This is a genomic window from Nocardiopsis sp. NPDC006198, assembly GCF_040613895.1.
Classification (GTDB): domain Bacteria; phylum Actinomycetota; class Actinomycetes; order Streptosporangiales; family Streptosporangiaceae; genus Nocardiopsis; species Nocardiopsis tropica.
Genome location: NZ_JBEXSY010000001.1, coordinates 60,069 through 77,933, shown reverse-complemented (window position 1 = coordinate 77,933; position 17,865 = coordinate 60,069). Strand labels below are relative to the sequence as shown.

General features: G+C 72.6%; 16 protein-coding genes and 1 pseudogene. 3 read left to right on the top strand and 14 right to left on the bottom strand.

All coding sequences use genetic code 11. From position 1 onward, the window contains the following. Window positions 1-391: 391 nt before the first annotated feature. The 14 genes and pseudogenes from ABZ234_RS00380 to ABZ234_RS00315 all read right to left on the bottom strand — a co-directional run bounded on the left by ABZ234_RS00380 (window position 392) and on the right by ABZ234_RS00315 (window position 12,956). The gene (locus ABZ234_RS00380) at window positions 392-946 is read right to left on the bottom strand and encodes a TetR family transcriptional regulator (RefSeq protein ID WP_355010347.1); all 555 of its coding nucleotides are present in this window, start codon (window positions 944-946) and stop codon (window positions 392-394) included. An 86-nt stretch (window positions 947-1,032) separates the two neighbouring features. After that, a complete protein-coding gene (locus ABZ234_RS00375) occupies window positions 1,033-2,217 on the bottom strand; it encodes an FAD-dependent oxidoreductase (protein WP_355010346.1) in 1,185 nt (394 codons plus the stop codon). A gap of 59 nt (window positions 2,218-2,276) precedes the next feature. Beyond that, window positions 2,277-3,572 (bottom strand): annotated as a pseudogene (locus tag ABZ234_RS00370) (DUF4158 domain-containing protein). Between the two features lie 79 nt (window positions 3,573-3,651). Beyond that, window positions 3,652-4,203 (bottom strand): hypothetical protein, encoded by a 552-nt coding sequence (locus ABZ234_RS00365; RefSeq protein WP_355010345.1) that lies wholly within the window; start codon window positions 4,201-4,203, stop codon window positions 3,652-3,654. A gap of 239 nt (window positions 4,204-4,442) precedes the next feature. Continuing rightward, window positions 4,443-5,339, bottom strand: a complete 897-nt coding sequence (locus ABZ234_RS00360) for a helix-turn-helix transcriptional regulator (RefSeq protein ID WP_355010344.1) — start codon at window positions 5,337-5,339, stop codon at window positions 4,443-4,445. Window positions 5,340-5,464: 125 nt separating this feature from the next. Then, window positions 5,465-6,514: an NAD(P)-dependent alcohol dehydrogenase gene (locus ABZ234_RS00355; protein ID WP_355010343.1), complete on the bottom strand. Its 1,050-nt coding sequence runs from the start codon at window positions 6,512-6,514 to the stop codon at window positions 5,465-5,467. Between the two features lie 268 nt (window positions 6,515-6,782). Further along, on the bottom strand, window positions 6,783-7,760 hold the full coding sequence (locus ABZ234_RS00350; protein WP_355010603.1) for a glycoside hydrolase family 5 protein: 978 nt from the start codon (window positions 7,758-7,760) through the stop codon (window positions 6,783-6,785). A 422-nt stretch (window positions 7,761-8,182) separates the two neighbouring features. Beyond that, window positions 8,183-8,380: a hypothetical protein gene (locus tag ABZ234_RS00345; protein ID WP_355010342.1), complete on the bottom strand. Its 198-nt coding sequence runs from the start codon at window positions 8,378-8,380 to the stop codon at window positions 8,183-8,185. 67 nt (window positions 8,381-8,447) lie between these two features. Continuing rightward, a complete protein-coding gene (locus ABZ234_RS00340) occupies window positions 8,448-9,413 on the bottom strand; it encodes a TIGR03557 family F420-dependent LLM class oxidoreductase (protein ID WP_355010341.1) in 966 nt (321 codons plus the stop codon). Window positions 9,414-9,488: 75 nt separating this feature from the next. Next, on the bottom strand, window positions 9,489-10,595 hold the full coding sequence (locus tag ABZ234_RS00335) for an SDR family oxidoreductase (RefSeq protein WP_355010340.1): 1,107 nt from the start codon (window positions 10,593-10,595) through the stop codon (window positions 9,489-9,491). A 235-nt stretch (window positions 10,596-10,830) separates the two neighbouring features. Continuing rightward, the gene (locus ABZ234_RS00330; RefSeq protein WP_344179320.1) at window positions 10,831-11,184 is read right to left on the bottom strand and encodes a hypothetical protein; all 354 of its coding nucleotides are present in this window, start codon (window positions 11,182-11,184) and stop codon (window positions 10,831-10,833) included. 210 nt (window positions 11,185-11,394) lie between these two features. After that, window positions 11,395-12,042, bottom strand: coding sequence for a VOC family protein (locus ABZ234_RS00325; protein WP_355010339.1), 648 nt, complete (start codon window positions 12,040-12,042; stop codon window positions 11,395-11,397). A gap of 257 nt (window positions 12,043-12,299) precedes the next feature. Next, the gene (locus ABZ234_RS00320) at window positions 12,300-12,548 is read right to left on the bottom strand and encodes a hypothetical protein (protein ID WP_355010338.1); all 249 of its coding nucleotides are present in this window, start codon (window positions 12,546-12,548) and stop codon (window positions 12,300-12,302) included. 117 nt (window positions 12,549-12,665) lie between these two features. Further along, a complete protein-coding gene (locus tag ABZ234_RS00315) occupies window positions 12,666-12,956 on the bottom strand; it encodes a hypothetical protein (RefSeq protein WP_355010337.1) in 291 nt (96 codons plus the stop codon). A 401-nt stretch (window positions 12,957-13,357) separates the two neighbouring features. Between ABZ234_RS00315 and mgrA the strand changes: the two genes are divergently transcribed. The 3 genes from mgrA to ABZ234_RS00300 all read left to right on the top strand — a co-directional run bounded on the left by mgrA (window position 13,358) and on the right by ABZ234_RS00300 (window position 17,800). After that, window positions 13,358-14,353, top strand: a complete 996-nt coding sequence (mgrA, locus tag ABZ234_RS00310; protein WP_355010336.1) for an L-glyceraldehyde 3-phosphate reductase — start codon at window positions 13,358-13,360, stop codon at window positions 14,351-14,353. Window positions 14,354-14,446: 93 nt separating this feature from the next. Then, on the top strand, window positions 14,447-15,763 hold the full coding sequence (locus ABZ234_RS00305; RefSeq protein WP_355010335.1) for an ATP-grasp domain-containing protein: 1,317 nt from the start codon (window positions 14,447-14,449) through the stop codon (window positions 15,761-15,763). A 12-nt stretch (window positions 15,764-15,775) separates the two neighbouring features. Further along, window positions 15,776-17,800 (top strand): CocE/NonD family hydrolase, encoded by a 2,025-nt coding sequence (locus ABZ234_RS00300; protein ID WP_355010334.1) that lies wholly within the window; start codon window positions 15,776-15,778, stop codon window positions 17,798-17,800. Window positions 17,801-17,865 lie beyond the last annotated feature (65 nt).

Sequence of the window (17,865 nt, the reverse complement as noted above, 5' to 3'; positions counted from 1 at the left end):
GTCATCCCGGGTAAGTGCCATGGGGAGGACCCGTGACGAAGATCCCTCCAACGGCCGCCACTCCTCGGAGGAACACCCGGTTCGGGCCTCATCCGGGGCCCACCGGTGGCAGTGGACCGCGAACGTGCACCCCCGGTCCCTGCCGGGGCGCTCGTGTCCTTCCCGGTCGCCGGGACGCGAGCGCATCCCGGCGTCCGTACACCGCCACCGACTGTGGCAGGGATCGCCTCCTCGGCCCGCACACTCCTGTCCCCCAGCGGACGGTGTCCACACCGTCCGGGCGGTCACCGGGCCGCCCCGCGCGTGACCACCTCCCGATGAGGAGCCACGGCAGGTTCACCCGGCACTCGGGCGGCACCGAGCCGGAGCCGCCGACGCGTACGGCGCGGTGCTAGGAGCCGGAGACGGTGAGGTTCTCCAGCTCGGTACGCAGGGCGTCCAGCTCGGCGCGATCGGGCTTGAGCCCCCATCCGGTCATCATGCCGACCCCGTCGACGGCACTGAGGATGACGGCGCGGGCCCCCAGGGAGATTCCGTCCTCGGCCATCTCGGCCTTCCAACGGGCCCCGTCCTCCGTCAGGATCTCGGAGATCCCGGGAGTGACGGAGAGGGCGGCCAGCAGGAACAACCGCTCGCCGACGGCATCGATCCTGTCGCCCTCCAGCGAGGCGCGGATGAAGGCGCGTGCCAGGCGCCCGGGCGCCCTGCCGTCCTCCAGCTGCTCGTGGACCGTGCGGTGGAACTGGGTGAGCACGTCGTGGGCCAGGGCCGTCCACAGGGCGTTCTTCGAGCTGTAGTGGTAGATCACAGCCCCGCGACTCAGCCCCGCCATGGCGCCCACGTCATCAAGGGTCGCCCGGGCCCCCTGCTTGGCGACGACGCCTCGCGCGGCATCCAGGATCAAGCGCTTGGTGTCCTCGGGCTCTCGTCCTGCTGTGCGTCCCATCGATTCCTCTCTCACGTACGGTGGCGGCCTCGTCAGATGACCGGGGGGCGACCTCATGACCGCCGTCGGTCCGCCGGGGCGGGGCCTCAAACCCGACGCACGGCACTCCTGCGGCTGTTGAATCTTGCCAGCCTCGCCCCGAGGGTGCCCACAAGGTCTCCGGCACCTCCGAGCAGGGTGGCCGCCCGGCCGCCTCCCGGTACCCCGGTGCTGTACTCGACCGCCCGAGCCGTGATGCTCTGCGCCGTCTGGGCGAAGGGCCTCATCTCCGCCTCGAACCGGGCAAAGGCGACCGTGAGGTCATCCGTGCTCCGCAGGGCCTCGGCCAGCGCCTTGGCCCCCGGCAGGGACGCGTGCGCACCCATCCCGGACACCGGATCGATGCAGTGCGCGGAGTCGCCCAGAAGCACCACCCGGCGTGTGTACCAGCGCGGCAACCGCACCTGCGAGAACCTGGTCAGCTTGACGTCCTCGGACTTGCGCGCCGCCACCGCGATCGCGCGCATGTCCGGCCCCAGCCGCTCGATCACGTCACAGACCCGATCGACCAGCATCCGCGTGTCGGGCACGGTCGAGCCCGGAACGGGAACGACAGCCATAACCGACGTCTGGTCGGTGTCCAGGAACGGGTAGACCATCGACAGCATCCCCTCGCGGGAGCCGATCACCGCGCGACCCTCGGGCATGGGCACGTCAGCGTTGATCCATACGTGGCTCCGGCCGTTGAGGTACACACTCTCCGTTTCGGACGCCAAGGTCAGCCTGCGCACCGTCGAATGCACGCCGTCCGCCCCGACCACCATGTCGAACGCCTCGGCAGAACCATCGCCGAACCGGGCCAGGACATCCTCGTCACGGTGCTCCAGGGCCTCTACCCCGACGCCCATGCGTGTCTCGACGGTGGCCGGCACGTGGGCGAACACCCTCTTCAGCAGCGCCGCGCGGCGAGCGATCCGCCAGTCCTTCCCGCCGTCGACCTTGAACTCGCGAACCCCGCGGGAGCCCCAGCGCACCGACATCTCCGGTGCCGGGAAGGTCACCTCGTTGATGATCTCCTCGCCGCCCATCAGCCGCAGGACCCTGACCGCCTCTGCGTCCAGCTGCAGCAGGTAGCTGCTGGGGTAGGGCTCGATCTCCTTGTCGACGAGCACGACCTCCCATCCTTCGTGCTCCAACCACCACGCCGCCGCGCACCCGGCCATCCCGGCGCCCACCACGAGCGCCCGCCGCTGCACCGAACACGGTGCGTTGTCCGTCTTGTCGGATCCCATGCCCACCCCAAACTAGTCTGACGAGTCAGTACAGTTTAAGGAGTGGGGCGATGCTCCTGTCAAGACGGATGTCCTGCCCCAAACCAGCACGAGGAGGCGATCCTCATCGGAAACGAGGTCGGAGGAGCGGCGGCTCGCGCTGAAGGCCGGGAGGGCGGTCGGAGTATGCCGCACTGACACCGTGGGCAACACAGGCACAGCAGCAGGCGCCGGTGCAGCGCCGCTTTGGGGATCGCCTGGCGGGTGGCCACCGACGCGAACTCCTCGCAGAACCCGGTGAGCAGTGCGGAGTCCTTGAGGATGTCGAGCAGGTCCAGGGTGCCCCACCGCTTGAGCACCTCGCCCTTGAGCGCGCGCAGGTTCTGGGGATCGGGCAGCGCCTCCAGCTTCGGGACGCCGATCCAGGGCCGGCCCTTGCGGGTCACCACCCGCACCCCGCCGGTGGTGTCCTTGGCCATCGCCCCACCGAGCCGGTCCAGGGCCTGGCGCATCCGGGTGCGGACCCCGTACACGAAGGTGTTCGGCTCCACCGGCTTGTTCAGGGCGGCGTAGTGCACGTCGCGGTTCTCGGCGAAGTCGGAGGGGTGCATCCGGGCCGCCCGTGAGCGCCGGGCGGCCACGATCTTGTCCGAGACCCCGGCGAAGGGCTCGTCCGGCAGCCCCAGGGCCTGCACGGTCCTGAGCTTGTCGATCTCGGTGAGCAGGGTCTCCAGCCCCAGCGGGCCGGGGTCGGACTTCACGGCCAGCAGGACGCCCTCGGTGCCCAGCACCCGGCTCTGGAGCCGTTCGCACACCCCCGGGCCCAGGTGGGCGGTGACCTGGGTGGTGAAGGCTTCCTCGAAGCGGCGCCCGGCCGAGGCCACGATCCGCTCGATCTGTCCCGGGCGCGGGGGTTCGATCTCGAGGGTGTGGCACCGGTTGACCACGGCCTGGGCGAGTTCGGTGCGGTCGACCTGCACCGGGCACACCTGGTCGGCCAGCCACTGGGCGAGCTGGTCCCCTTCGTGCTCGGTGGCGGCGTGGGTGCCGTACTCCTGCCGGATCTGGTGCCGGTGCCGTCCCGGAACCCGGGTGTTCCACGGGTGCTTGCCGAACAGCGCCGGGTCCACACCGATCTGCTGGGCGACGAAGCCCACCGCAGCCGACGGGATCTCCTCGACCTAGGAGGGGAAACGGCCCTGGAGCTGGAAGAACTTCAGCTTGAGTGCGAATCCGAGCCGGGTGGCACCGCTCTTGTCCCCGATCAGGACACGGTCGCCCTCTTCGAGGGTCCAGTGGTCAACGAGCTGTTCGGGGGTCCGGTCCTGGCGTGAGGGGGCGCTCCCAGATCGTGGCGGTCGAGGTCGACAGCGCACACGATCGCGGAGCGGGGCACGGTTACCGGCAGGTTCGGCTGATCCGTGGCCTTGGGCCGACCCTGAAGTTACTCACGGGTTACTTGTCCTGTTGCCGGGCGTTCGGAAGAACCACCCCGAGTTTCTGGTGGGCTCCTGCCCAGTCGCCCGGCTCGGCCAGGTCCTCGGATTTCCGGATCGCGGACTGGACGACATACGCGGCGTGGCCGTACTCGCCGAGTTTGCTCAGCGCGGTGCCCACCCACAGGCGGGCACGGGCCCGATCACGGTGGTCGAGCCTCTCGTCCCCAGCCAGGGTCTCGTACCGGCGGGCAGCCGCATCCAGCTCGCCGGACATCTCCGCGACCACCGCGAGGGACAGCTCGAGGCGGCCGACACGGCGCGGGATGCCGAGCTGGTTGAAGAGTGCTCGCGCTTCGGAGCAGGAACGCCGAGCCGAGAGCGGCCCTGTCACGGCACCCTGGTCCCTCCGGATGTCCCCGAGCAGAGTCGTGGAGCGAGCCGACAAGTACAGGCCCCTGTCGTCCGACTCCCCGGGTAGGGATCGGGAGGACCAGCGTCCCAGAAGGGCCTCGGCGAACGCGAAGTCCTGCCGGGACAGGGCCATGACGACGCGGTCCAGGTCGTCCACCCACGACTCGTACTGATCGCCCCGTGTACCGATCGACGGCCGGGGCCGCCCCGTCTCCGCCAGCGGGTGCGCAGCCTGGGACTGGTTCGCTTCGAAACGCAGACAGGTTGCGTCGTCCGCTCGCGCGAGAACGGTGTCCAAGATGGCCTGGGTGTCAGGGCGGGGAACCGTCGCCGCCGGGAGAGCCGCGGGAGAGGCCCGGGCCTCCGGGACGTGGAAGGGGTCGGAGAACCCCTCCCTCAGCGCCCGCAACGGCTCTCGGAATCCGCGCCGGCGGCGCCGCGGTCCCGGTCGTCCTCGTCGGTGGCGGCGAGGGTGCCCAGCAGGGCGAGGGCGTCGGCCGAGGGGGTGCCCGGCTCGACGGTGTAGGTGACGATCCACAACCTGTCCTGCCCGGTCGGCTCGAACACGTCGAAGTCGACCTCGACGGGGCCGACGTCGGGGTGGCGGAAGGACTTGGTGCCGGTGCGGTGGCTGTGGACGTTGTGGCGGGCCCAGTCCCCGGCGAAGTGGCTGCTGTGCGCCGACAGCTCCCCGATCAGCGCGGTCAGCTCCCTGTCGAGGGGGTTGCGGCCGGCTTCCAGGCGCATCGTCGCCGCGGTGGTGTGGCGGGCCAGGGGCCAGTCGGCGTAGTAGTCGCGGGCGCGGGGGTCCAGGAAGATGAACCGCGCCATGTTGGGCGGCCGCTGGTCAGTGTCGAAGTGCGGCGCGTACAGGGCCCGGCCCAGCCGGTTGGCGGCCACCAGGTCCTGGCGGGCGTTGTGGACGATGGCCGGGGTGTCCATCGCGTCCAGCATCCGCTGCACCGAGGCCCGCACCCCGCCGGGGGGAGGCGAGGCCGCGCGGGTACGGCTTCCGGACGCGGCGCGGGCGAGGTCGAACAGGTGGGCCCGTTCGACCTCGTCCAGCATCAGCGCCCGGGCGATCGCGTCCAGGACGCCCTCGGAGGCGCCGCCGATGTTGCCGCGCTCCAGGCGGGTGTAGTAGTCGAGGCTGACGTCGGCGAGCATCGCGACCTCCTCGCGGCGCAGCCCCGGCACCCGGCGGTCGCTCCCGTAGGCGGGGATCCCGGCCTGTTCCGGTGTCACGCGGGCGCGCCTGCTGACCAGGAACTCGCGGACGGTGTTCTTGTCCATGCCCCCAGGCTAGGCGGAGCGTGCACGGGGTGGCAGGCCCTGGCGGACCCCCTCACCGCCGGGTGCGGCAGGGCCCGCCCCCGCGGCCGTTCCTCACATCGTCCGGCGGCTCCCCCGGACCGGGGTCAGGACCCGCCCAGGGTGGAGGCGTCGATGACGAACCGGTACCGCACGTCCGAGGCCAGCACCCGCTCCCAGGCGTCGTTGACCGCCTCGGCGGCGATGACCTCGACCTCCGGGGCGATGCCGTGCTCGGCGCAGAAGTCCAGCATCTCCTGCGTCTGGGCGATGCCGCCGATCTTCGACCCGGCGAAGGAGCGGCGGTTCTCGAACAGCGTGAACAGGGTCACCGACACCGGCTCGGGCGGGGCCCCCACGCTCACGATCGTGCCGTCCAGCGCCAGCAGGTTCAGGTAGGCGTCCAGGTCGATGGGCGCGCTGACGGTGTTGACGATCAGGTCGAAGGCGCCGGCCAGCTGCTCGAAGGTGGCCGGGTCCGCGGTGGCGTGGTAGTGGTCGGCGCCGAACCGCAGCCCGTCCTCGCGCTTCTTCAGGCTCTGGGAGAGCACCGTCACCTCGGCGCCCAGGGCGTGGGCGATCTTGACGGCCATGTGCCCCAGGCCGCCCAGCCCCACCACGGCGACCTTCGTGCCGGGTCCGGCGTTCCAGTTGCGCAGCGGCGAGTACGTGGTGATCCCCGCGCACAGCAGCGGGGCGGCCTTCTCGAAGGGGATCGTGTCGGGGATGCGCAGGACGAAGTGCTCGTCGACCACGATGCCGGTCGAGTAGCCGCCCTGGGTGGTGGTGCCGTCCCGGTCGGTGCCGTTGTAGGTGTCGGTGAACCCGCGCAGGCAGTACTGCTCGGCCCCCGCCACGCAGTTGGCGCACTCGCGGCAGGAGTCCACCATGCACCCCACGCCGACCCGGTCGCCGACCTTGTGGGCGGTGACCTCCTCGCCGACCCGGGCGACCACGCCGGCGATCTCGTGCCCGACGGTCAGCGGGTAGGGGACCTCGCCCCAGTCGCCGCGGACGGTGTGGATGTCGGAGTGGCAGATCCCGGCGTAGGCGATGTCGATCAGGACGTCCTTGGGGCCGACCTCTCGGCGCTCGACCGTGCCCGGGGTCAGGGGCGCGGTCGGCGAGGTGGCCGTGTAGGCGGCAACGGTGGGCATGCTTCTCCTCAGCGGTGTTCTTCGGAACCGCCTCGTCGACGCCCGGGCGCGGCGGAGCCGCCGTGCGCGGGCGGGGCGAGGCGGGGGCCGTGACTTCCGGCCTCCTGTCGCAGTGAAACATCCGCGGGAACCCGTGTGGGAGGCCCTGCCAGGACCCGTCACCACCGCGCGGAGCCCCGTGGCCCGCGGGTCCTCTCCGCGCGGAAGGGGGGGCGGCCCCCCGGGCGGGGGGCGCCCCCCCCGGCAGGGGGCCGCCGCGCGGCGGGGGTCAGGCGGCGCCGCTCTCCCGGATCCGGTCGCGGATCCACTCGCCCGCGGGCTTGAGGGAGTCGGTGCCGGTCCAGGGCCCTCCGGCGGCGCAGGTGCCGGTCTCGAAGACCGCGCCGGAGCGGAAGTCGTCGGAGAAGTTCCAGTTCACCCAGCTGATCTGCTCCTCCTCCATGAGGTCGAGGTAGGCCTGGGCCGACGCGAAGTCGTTGGGGCCGTCGCCCGTGGCCTGCTGGGTGCCGAACTCGGTGACGAACAGCGGGAGCTCCTGGGCGGCGGCCCGGAACGCCTCCCGGTAGGAGCCGTGGGTGGCGGCGTAGAAGTGGAAGACGTACATGATGTTGTCGGCGTCGACCGGGTCGGCGGTGATCTCGGTGTGGTCCGAGCCCTCGGACATGCCCAGGGAGGACCAGGCGCGGGTGCCGACGAGCACGACGGCCTCGGGGTCCTCGGCGCGGATGACCGGGATGATCTCCTCGGCGTAGCCCTTGATCGCGTCCCAGGAGACCCCGTTGGGCTCGTTGGCGATCTCGTACAGGACGTTGTCCTTGTCGGCGTGCACCGAGGCGATCTCGGAGAAGAAGGTGCGGGCGCGCTCGGTGTTGTGGTTGGGGTCGCCGGGGGTGAGCATGTGCCAGTCGACGATGACGTACATGCCGCGGGCGGTGGCCTCCTCGATCAGCTCGTGGACCCGGTCGGTGAACCCGCGCGGGTCGGTCTCGTAGCCGCCCTCCTGGATGTACATGGACACGCGCAGCACGTCGGCGTTCCAGTCGTGGGCGAGCGCGTCCAGCGATCCGTCGGTGAGGCAGTCGCTGTACCACTGGAGGCCGTGCGAGCTCATCCCGGTGAGCTGGACGGGGTCGCCGTTGCTGTCGCAGAGCTTGACGCCGCAGACGGCGAGCTGCCCGTGGGTGTCCGCGGGGCCCGCGGCGGACTCGGGGCCGGAGGGCGCCCGGGTCTGCCCGGTCGAGGCCAGGGCCGCCCCCGTGGGGCCGTGCGCCCCCGCGAGGACGAGGAGCGCCACGGCGAGCAGGAGCGCTCCCACGAGTGCGGCGCCGGCGGGGGTCCGGCGTGTGCGGGCGGGGGACGGGGGGTGGTGCGCCACGGGCTTCCTCCAGCGGGGTGGCGGCCCGGCGCGGTCCGGGGAAGGACGTCGCACCGAACCGGAAGGAGTCTTTTCTTTTCTCGCAACCTAGACTTCGGTCACGGAGCGGTCAATCCCCCTTACGCGACGAATACGCACCCTTCCCGTGCGCCCCACCGCCCGGGCCCGCCGCGCTCCCCGCGACCGGCCGCGGCGACGGACCGCGGACAGCGCGGAGCCCGCGGGCGCGCCGGGAGCGGCGCGTCCGCGGGCTCGGCCACCGGGCCCCGGCCCCTCCCGGGACCGGCCCGTCATCAGGCGGGTTCGGGCTCGGGTTCCGGGCCGGGCGGCTCGGGTGTGGGCGCGGGCCCCGGGGGCTCCGGCAGCGGATCCGGCGGGGACGGGGGGTCCGGCATCGGGGTCGGGGGGAACGGGTCCGGCGGCATCGGCGGCATCGGGTCCGGGTAGCGCACGGCAGGGGCCGGAGTGCCGTCACGGGTGCGTGCGTTCATGTCTCCTCCTCACTGGTCGTCCTTGCGGGCCCGACGCGCGGGCGGGCCGCCCGCGCGTCGGGCCGGCTCAGCCCCCGGCCCTGAGCCGGGGCAGGACCTCCTTCCGGTAGAACTCGAAGAAGCCCTCCTGGTCGTCGCCGACCTGGCAGACATACACCTCGTCCACCCCGGACTCCAGGTACGGCCTGATCGCGGCGAGGTGCGCCTCGGGGTCGGGCCCGCAGGTCACCTGCTCCGCCGCCATCTGCTCCGTGACCAGCCCCTCGGTGAGCTGCCGGAAGTGGCGGGGCAGGGGGAGGATCTGGGCCGCCTCCCCCTGGAGGGCCTCGTTGGGCCACCGCTCGTGGACCAGGCGCCGGGCCCGGGCCTCGTCGCGGTCCCAGCAGACCTTGAGCCCGCCCTGGACGGGTTTGCCCGCACCCCCCTCGGAGCGGAACCTCTCGACGGTCTCCGGGCTGGGGGCGACCTGGATCAGGCCGTCCGCCTCCCGCGCGGCCAGCGCGGTCGCCTTGGGGCCGAACGCGGACATGTAGACCTTCGGCGGCTCCTCGGGCAGCGTGTACAGGCGCGCGGTGTCCACGTCGTAGTACTCGCCCCGGTGGGTGACGAGCTTGCCCGTCCAGAGCTTGCGCATCACCTCGACGGCCTCCTCCAGCATGGCGATGCGCTGGGCGGCGGGCGGCCAGGGCAGTCCGAGGATGTGCTCGTTGAGCGCCTCCCCCGTGCCGACCCCCAGCGTGAACCCGCCCCTGACCAGGGCCGCCGAGGTGGCGGCGGCGTGCGCCACCACCGCCGGGTGCATACGCGTGGTCGGGCAGGTCACCGCCGTGGTGACCGGCAGCGACGTGGCCTGGCCGATCGCGCCGACGACCGACCACACGAACGGGCTCTCCCCCTGGGAGTCCAGCCACGGGTGGAAGTGGTCGGAGATCCACAGTGCGTCGAACCCGGCCTCCTCGGCCCCCTGCGCCTGGCGGACCAGGCTCGCGGGACCGTGTTCCTCGCTGGCGAGAAAGTATCCGAAACGCGTCACGTCGCCATCCCCCGATCGCCGTCGCGGCGGGCCGGGCCCGAGCGCCGTCTGCGGCGCGGGCCCGCACCCGGCCGCCTACTCCCGTTTCTGGTTGAGTCTCCTGGTCGCGCGCTCGTTGAGCGCGGTGGGCGCCTTGAGCGCCTGGTTGACGAGGCCGTGGTCGGCCTCCCTGCCGGGCCGCTCCTCGACATGCTCGGGCGGGGCGGGCAGGAGCCGCGCCATGATCCCCATGGCCCGCTGGACGAGGGCCGGGGAGAGCCCGCGGGCGACGATGACCGCGCGGGCCAGCGGGGTGAGCACGAGGTGGCTGCGGCCCCGGGCGGTCGCCTCGGCGATCCGGGCGGCCGCGCGCTCGCCGCTCACCGAGACCAGCGGAAGGCCCGCGCCCAAGGAGAACCACGAGTACTCGCGCTCGGGGTCGCCGGTGAACACCGCGGCCTTGTGGGACCCGGTGCGCATGAGCCCGGGCACCACCGTGGTGACCTTCACGCCCCGGCCCGCCACCTCGGCGCCCAGCCCCTCGGAGAGGGCGACCTCGGCGAACTTGGCGCACGAGTAGGGCAGCAGGTGCGGGACGCTGAGGTGGCCGCCGATCGAGGTGATGGTGACGAGGCGTCCCCCGGTCCTCTCCAGCGGGCCGAGCGCGGCACGGGAGATGTGCAGGGGCGCCCAGAACATCGTCTCCATGGCGTCGCGGAAGTGGTCCTCGGTCAGCACCGACTGCGGCCCGACCTGGATGATGCCCGCGTTGTTGACGACGATGTCGAGGCGGCCGAAGCGCGCCGCCGCCTCCTCGACCATCCTCTCGGCCTGCCCGGCGTCGCGGACGTCGCACCGGACGCCGTGCGCCGTGACCCCCCTGCGCACCAGGTCGGCGACGGCGCGGTCGAGCTCGTCGCGGTCGCGCGCGCACACGACGACGGACGCGCCGCGGGAGCCGAACTCCCGGGCCATCTGGAGGCCGAGTCCGCGGGACCCGCCGGTGACCAGCACGACGCGTCCGGTCAGGAGCGTGGTGCGGTTCCGGCTCACGGCGGCGGCGGTCAGGCCGACCGCGGCCCCGGCCACCGCCCACGGCACGACCCCCCGGCGGCGGCGCGGCCGGGGCTCGTGCCCGCTCCGGAGCCGGGACACCGCCCACCGGGTTCCGGCCAGGGCCAGAACGGGCTTCCAGCGGATCACCGGGCCCTCCCCCCGGGGTCGCCGGTCTCCGTGGGTGTACGTGGCACCACCGTCATGTCACTCCCCGTGTTCGCTGTACGCCGGTCGGGGGATGTGGGTATACGGCTACCCGCCGCCCCTCGGACGAAAACCGCAGGTGGGAACCCATGGGAAAAACCGGGCTCTCGCCTTGCGGGCGCGGGTGCGGGCCCGGGGGCGCCCCCGCGTCCCCCGGACCCGGGCCTCTCGCGACCGCCTACTGGTTGCCGGGCTGGTAGTCGCCCTTGGGCTTGGCGGGCTGGGCGGGCACGCCGTGCGGCGGCGGGCTCGCCTGGGGCGCGACCGTGTCCGTGTTCACGGGAGACCCCCCGGCGGCCGGCCCCGGCCGCTCCGGCTGGAACTGCTGCGACCCCCCGGACGGCTCGGCGCCCTCCTCCAGGCCGTGGAGCCGGTTCTTGAGGATCTCCAGTACGCCGGTCCGGTCGGCGTGGGCCTCCTCGTAGGCGATGAGCCGTCGCATCTGCTCCGCGTCCAGCGATCGGACCCTGTGCTGGAGCGTGGCGATCGGCAGTCCCTCGTAGCCCTCGATCGGGGGTGTGTCCTCGTTCACCGCGTTCACTCCCCTTCTGCTCGACGATGGGGTGTAGGGGTTCGGCTACCCGGGTCGGGGCGCGTGAAACCGGTGGGAGGGCCGCGGAAAGGCGCCGGAGGACGGGGACGGGCGGGCCCCCGACCTGGGGAAGCGGCGCCCGGGGCGGGACGGGGCGCCCCCTCGCGGAGGGGCCCTTACGGGCCGCGGCGCACGCCGCGGCCCGGCCGGTCAGCGCAGCACGAACTCCCCCCGCGGACCGCGCAGGACCGCCTCCAAGAGCGGCGCGGGACCGGTCGCGACCTCCAGGTCCGCGCCCAGGGCCCGCAGTGCCGGCTCCAGCGAGCCGGGGTCGGGGTGCTCCGCGCGCAGGGAGACCAGTTCGAGGGCGGGAAGGTCGCCCAGACCGGGCTGCGGGGTCCGCCCCCAGTCGATGAGGAACGGCACCGGTGCGGGATAGGCCGGCAGTTCGCGTCTGGCGAGCAGCCAGCGCAGGACCGTTCCCCCGGGAGTGGCGCGCGACCACGGCTCGATCCCTCCGGGGTCGTGCCCGACCGCGCGGGCCCGCTCCACCGCCGCCTCCAGGCCGGCGTCCACGCGGACCGCGAAGGCGGCGAGGCGGGGCCCCTCCAGGCCGGCGATGCCGAACACGCGGACCGGGCCGGGGTCGTCGCGCTCGGGGTCGGGTCCGATGATCTCCAGGTAGTACGGCGCGCGGGCCCCGTCCACGGTCAGCGCGACGAGCGCGTTCGCCGTCCCGACCGGGTGGGAGCCGCCGCGCGCGGGGGCCACGCCGGTGCGCGCCTCGAACGCGGCCGCTCCCCCGGCCAGGTCGGGCACGGTGTACACGAGGTGGTCGAGCGTGGGTGGAAAGCTCATCCGCTGGTCCTTCGTCGTCGTCGGCCGGGTGTTCCGGCCCCCAAGGACACCACGGCCCGCGGGAACGGGGTGCGGGCGGCACCGGGATGTGCGCGGTCGACACGGTCCCGTGCCCGCCGGGGCCGCCCGCGCGGTCCCGGGCCGACCGCGCTCCCCGCACACCGAAGACCGGCCCCGCCTCCGGGGAGGCGGGGCCGGCCGTCATCGGGACGGCCCGGCCGGGAAGCCTCCGCTCCGGCACGGGCGCGCCCCCGGTGTCACCTGGCGCCGCTGCGGACGCCGGAGACCCCGGCGCCCTTGGGACCGGCGGTGTAGGTCACCTTCTCGTAGGAGACCCTGCCGTCGTCGGTGACCACACTGCGGACCACGGTGATACTGGCCCCCTTCGGCCCGGCGAAGGCGTCCTGGCTGTGGAATCGGGCGTCGGCCGAGGCCACCGCGGGCGCGCCCAGGGCGATGCCCAGGGCGAGGGCGGTCGTGACCAGGGCGCGGGACGAACGAAGCATCGTTCCTGCCAATCATGTTCTGAGACGGAAAAAGGCTCCGGCGCGGCGCTCTCTCGTCGCCGCGCCGGAGTTCACCCGGGTCCGGCCGCGGGCCCGAGGGCCCGCGGCCGGGGCGCCCTAACCGGCAGCGCTGACCACGCCGCCCTCGGAGGCTCCGTGGGGGCCGGCCTCATTCCACTTCTTGATGTAGAAGCTGCCGCCCTTGCCGCCCTTGCCGTCCTCGTGGTCGCCCCCGTGGCCGCTCGTGGCCCCGGCGATGACGCCCGCCTGGGAGGCCCCGTGGGGGCCGGCCTCGCTCATGCCGGCAGCGAAGAAGCTGTCCGCCATGGCCGCCGCCGGGGCGCCGAAGGCGAGGGCGGGGGCCACGATGGCGGCGAAGGCGAGGCGGGTCACGGTCTTGCGGTTCATACGAGTTCCCTCTCGTTGTGGCCTGGCGCTCCGACATGTCGGCGGAGCGTCGCAGGAGCCGGATGCGAGGGCCGGATTCGGTGAACGGCCCCCGCGGAATAGATGTCCACGACGCCCGACTGGTAACCGTATGCACTCACAAAATCACTCAAAGTAGTCTTGGGGGTGTTTTGGCGTCTCTTGGCCCGCGCGGACGCGCTGCGCGCTTGCCTCGGACCCGCTCGCGGACACCCGTCCGCCGGCGTTCGAGCCGCACCGGCGCCACCACGGCCCCGGGCCGGCCCTCCCGGACGGCGCCGGACCCGCCACGCGGGGGGGCGCTCGCGCCCGGACCCGCGTCCGCGCTGTAGCCTCCGCACGCCGGACGAGCGGCGTCCGGCCACGAGAACGGGGAATGACCCATGACCTACGTCGCCGCCCCCACGCGGTACGACTCCATGCCCTACCGGCGGGTGGGGCGCAGCGGTCTGCGCCTGCCCGCCCTCTCCCTGGGCCTGTGGCACAACTTCGGACACGACCGCGACCTCGCTCGGCAGAAGGAGATCGTGCTGCGGGCGTTCGACCTGGGCGTGACCCACTTCGACCTCGCCAACAACTACGGACCGCCGCCGGGGGCAGCCGAGGAGAACTTCGGACGGATCCTCGCCGGGGACCTGGGCCGGTACCGGGACGAGATCGTCGTCTCCACCAAGGCCGGGTATCTGATGTGGCCCGGCCCGTACGGCGAGTGGGGCTCGCGCAAGTCCGTGCTGGCCAGCCTGGACCAGAGCCTGGGACGCATGGGCCTGGACCACGTGGACGTGTTCTACTCCCACCGCCCCGACCCGGACACGCCCCTGGAGGAGACCATGGGCGCGCTCGACACGGCGGTACGCCAGGGCAAGGCCCTGTACGCGGGGGTGTCCAACTACTCCCCCGAGCAGACCCGCGAGGCCGCCGCGATCCTGCGGGACCTGGGCACGCCGATGCTGATCCACCAGCCGTCGTACTCGATGTTCAACCGCTGGGTGGAGGACGGCCTGCTCGACGTGCTGGACGAGGTGGGCGCCGGTTCGATCGCCTACTCCCCGCTCGCCCAGGGCCTGCTGACCGACCGGTACCTGAACGGCGTCCCGGAGGGCTCGCGCGCCGCCGGGAGCAGTCCGTTCCTCAACGCCGAGGGGGTCACCGGGGACGTCCTGGAGCGGGTGCGCGCCCTCGACGCGATCGCCGGGCGGCGGGGCCAGACGCTGGCGCAGACGGCGCTGGCGTGGGTGCTGCGCGGCGGGCGGGTGACGTCGGCGGTGATCGGCGCGAGCAGCATCGGGCAGCTGGAGGACAACGTGGCCGCGGTCGGGAACCTGGACTTCGACGCCTCCGAACTGGCCGAGATCGACCGGTACGCAACCGCCGTCTGAAGAGCGCCTCGTCACATTTCGGGTTTGTAACGGTTCACACGGGTAGGCGCACCACCAGCATCATTTCCCTGATGAGAAAAGGTGGTGCGCCCCGTGAAGAACGTCTTCGTCGTCGGACTGGACGAGCGGAACCACGAGATCCTGCGCCGGACCCCCACCGGACGCGACTGCCGTTTCCACCAGCTGCTGAGCCTGGACGAGCTCCAGTCCGGACAGGTCGACATCGACCAGCTGATCGACAAGGCCGAGAAGGTCCTCGACGACTTCCCCGACACCGTCGACGCCATCTGCGGCTACTGGGACTTCCCCGTGACACTGCTCGTGCCGATCCTGTGCGAGCGCCGCGGCCTCCCCTCCGCGAGCCTGGAGTCGGTGGTCAAGTGCGAGCACAAGTACTGGAGCCGCCTGGAGCAGCGCAAGGTCATCGACGAGTACCCGCCCTTCGCCCTCGTCGAGCTGAACGGCGACCCCACGGTGCCGGACCCTCCCGGCTACCCCATGTGGCTCAAGCCCGTGAAGTCGGCCTCCTCCGAGCTCGCCTTCCACGTGCTCGACGAGAAGGACTTCGGCGAGGCGGTCTCCGAACTGCGCGAGGGCATCGACCGCATCGGCCGCCCCTTCGAGCAGATCCTCTCCCGGGTGGACCTGCCCCCGGAGATCTCGGAGGTGGGCGGACGCACCTGTCTGGCCGAGGGGGCCCTGCACGGCGTGCAGGCCGCCGTCGAGGGCTTCGTGTACCGGGGCGACGTCGTCGTCTACGCGTCCCTCGACTCGGTCGACTACCCCGGCAGCCCCGCCTTCCTGCGCCACCAGTACCCCTCGGGGCTCTCCGAGGAGGTCCGCGGGCGCATGGCCGACGTCTCCGAGCGGGTCATCCGCCAGGTCGGGCTGGACAACTCCACGTTCAGCGTCGAGTTCTTCTACGACCCCGTCGAGGACGGCCTCAACCTCCTGGAGGTCAACCCCCGGCACTCCCAGTCCCACGCCGAGCTGTTCGAGCTGGTGGACGGGGTCTCCAACCACGAGCGCATGCTGCTGCTGAGCCTGGGCAGGGACCCCCGGATGACCGCCGAGGCCGGGGGCGAGTTCGCCGTGGCGGCGGAGTGGTACCACCGGCGCTTCGGCGACGACGGCGTCCCCGTGCGCGTGCCCACCGAGGAGGAGGTGGCGGAGCTGGAGCGCTCCCTGCCGGGTGTGAGCATCGAGATCGTTCCGGAGGAGGGCCGGCGGCTCTCCGACATGGGCGCCCAGGACAGCTACACCTACGAACTCGCCAAGATCGCCATCGGCGCCGAGGACGAGACCGCGATGCGCGCCAAGTACGAGCGCTGCGTCGAGGCGCTGAGGTTCGAGTTCGCGGAAGAGGACATGACGCCCGGGCGGGGCACCGACCAGGGCACCGATCGCTGAGGAGGACCGTACATGCACGTGGTGAGTTCCCTGCCGCACGCGGTCCGCTCCGACGAGCACTTCTGGATCCCCATGTCGGACGGGGTCCGGCTGGCCGCGAGGATGTGGCGCCCCACCTCCTCCGACGCGACCCCGGTACCGGCGGTCCTGGAGTACATCCCCTACCGCAGGCGCGACCTGACGGCCGTGCGCGACTCCCAGCACCACCCCTACATCGCGGGGCACGGCTACGCCTGCGTCCGCGTCGACCTGAGGGGCACGGGCGACTCCGAGGGGGTGCTCGTCGACGAGTACCTCGAACGCGAGCAGCAGGACGCGGAGGAGGTCCTGGCCTGGCTGGCCGAACAGCCCTGGTGCGACGGCAGCACGAGCATGCTGGGGCTGTCCTGGGGCGGGTTCGCCGCCCTCCAGGTCGCGGCCCGGCAGCCGCCGAGCCTGGGCACGATCGTGATCAGCTCCTTCACCGACGACCGGTACGGCGACGACTTCCACTACATGGGCGGGTGCCTGCTCTCGGACAACCTGGCGGAGGCCGGGACCATGTTCGCGTTCGGCACCTGCCCGCCCGACCCCGCCGTCGTGGGGGAGAGCTGGCGCGACATGTGGCGCGAGCGCCTGGAGGCCACCGAGCCGTGGGTCCTGGAGTGGCTGCGGCACCAGCGCCGCGACGACTACTGGCGGCACGCCTCGGTGTGCGACGACTACACGGACGTGCGCTGCCCGGTCCTCGCCTCCAGCGGGTGGGCCGACGGCTACTCCAACGCCGTCCTGCGCGTCCTGGAGAACCTCGACGTGCCCAGCCGCGGCCTGATCGGCCCCTGGTCGCACCGCTACCCGCACATGGGCGTGCCCGGCCCCGCCATCGGCTACCTCCAGGAGGTCGTGCGCTGGCTGGACCACTGGCTCAAGGGCGAGGAGAACGGCATCGACGAGGGCCCCTCCCTGTGGGCGTGGATGCAGGACAGCGTCCCGCCCTCCACCTCCTACCAGGAGCGCCCCGGCCGGTGGGTGCGCGAGGAAGCGTGGCCCTCCCCCGGCGTCGAGCGGACCGGGCTGCCGCTGGCCAGGTACCGCATCGGCGCCCCCGGGGAGAAGGTCAGCGCCGAGTCGCTGACCCTGCGGTCACCGCTGACCACCGGGCAGTTCGCCGGCAAGTGGGCCTCGTACAACGCCCCGCCGGACCTGCCCTACGACCAGCGCGAGGAGGACGGCGGCTCCCTGGTCTTCGACAGCGACGTCCTCACCGAGGACGTCGAGATCCTCGGTGAGGCAGAGGTCGAACTCGAGCTCTCCGTCACCGAGCCGGTGGCCATGGTCGCCGCCCGCCTGTGCGACGTGGCGCCCGACGGCAGCGCCACCCGGGTGACCTTCGGCCTGCTCAACCTCACCCACCGGGACGGGCACGAGACGCCGCGGGCGATGGAGCCGGGCGAGCGCTGCCGGGTGAAGGTCACCCTCAACGGTGTCGCCCAGGTCTTCCCGGCGGGCCACCGCATACGGCTGTCGCTGTCCACGTCGTACTGGCCCCTGGCCTGGCCCCCGCCGCGCCCGGTGCTGATGACCGTCCACCCCGAGGGGAGCACGCTGCACCTGCCGGTGCGGCCCGTGCCCGAGGACGAGGAACTGCACCCGCAGCCCTTCGGCGAGCCCGAGGGGACACCGCAGATCGAGACCACGCGGCGGGAGACCCCGGACCACCGCTGGACCGTCCAGCGGGACATGGTCGACACCCGCTCGTCCCTGGAGATCGTCAAGGACGGCGGGATCCTCCACTTCGAGGACATCGACCTGGACGTCGGACGGCGCGCCTACGAGCTGTACGAGTCGGTGGCGGACGACTTCACGTCCACCCGGGGCCGGTCCACGTGGACGATGCGGTTCGCCCGCGGGGACTGGAGCACCCGTACCGAGACCCATACCTCCCTTGAGTGCACCGAGACGGAGTTCCGGGTATACGCGACCCTGGACGCGTTCGAGGGGGACGAGCGGATCTTCTCCAGGGAGTGGAGCGAGAGCGTGCCCAGGGACCACATCTGACGGGGATCCGGGTCCGGAACGAGGGGAGGGCCATGACGCCGGGGAGCGACCGCGCGGAAACGCAC

Excerpts from the sequence above, each read along its gene's own strand:
- ABZ234_RS00360 (WP_355010344.1), bottom strand. The coding sequence starts at position 5,339 with ATGGACAAGAACACCGTCCGCGAGTTCCTGGTCAGCAGGCGCGCCCGC.
- ABZ234_RS00320 (WP_355010338.1), bottom strand. The coding sequence starts at position 12,548 with ATGCTTCGTTCGTCCCGCGCCCTGGTCACGACCGCCCTCGCCCTGGGC.
- ABZ234_RS00300 (WP_355010334.1), top strand. The coding sequence starts at position 15,776 with ATGCACGTGGTGAGTTCCCTGCCGCACGCGGTCCGCTCCGACGAGCAC.
- ABZ234_RS00315 (WP_355010337.1), bottom strand. The coding sequence starts at position 12,956 with ATGAACCGCAAGACCGTGACCCGCCTCGCCTTCGCCGCCATCGTGGCC.
- ABZ234_RS00380 (WP_355010347.1), bottom strand. The coding sequence starts at position 946 with ATGGGACGCACAGCAGGACGAGAGCCCGAGGACACCAAGCGCTTGATC.
- ABZ234_RS00325 (WP_355010339.1), bottom strand. The coding sequence starts at position 12,042 with ATGAGCTTTCCACCCACGCTCGACCACCTCGTGTACACCGTGCCCGAC.
- ABZ234_RS00355 (WP_355010343.1), bottom strand. The coding sequence starts at position 6,514 with ATGCCCACCGTTGCCGCCTACACGGCCACCTCGCCGACCGCGCCCCTG.
- mgrA (WP_355010336.1), top strand. The coding sequence starts at position 13,358 with ATGACCTACGTCGCCGCCCCCACGCGGTACGACTCCATGCCCTACCGG.
- ABZ234_RS00375 (WP_355010346.1), bottom strand. The coding sequence starts at position 2,217 with ATGGGATCCGACAAGACGGACAACGCACCGTGTTCGGTGCAGCGGCGG.
- ABZ234_RS00345 (WP_355010342.1), bottom strand. The coding sequence starts at position 8,380 with ATGAACGCACGCACCCGTGACGGCACTCCGGCCCCTGCCGTGCGCTAC.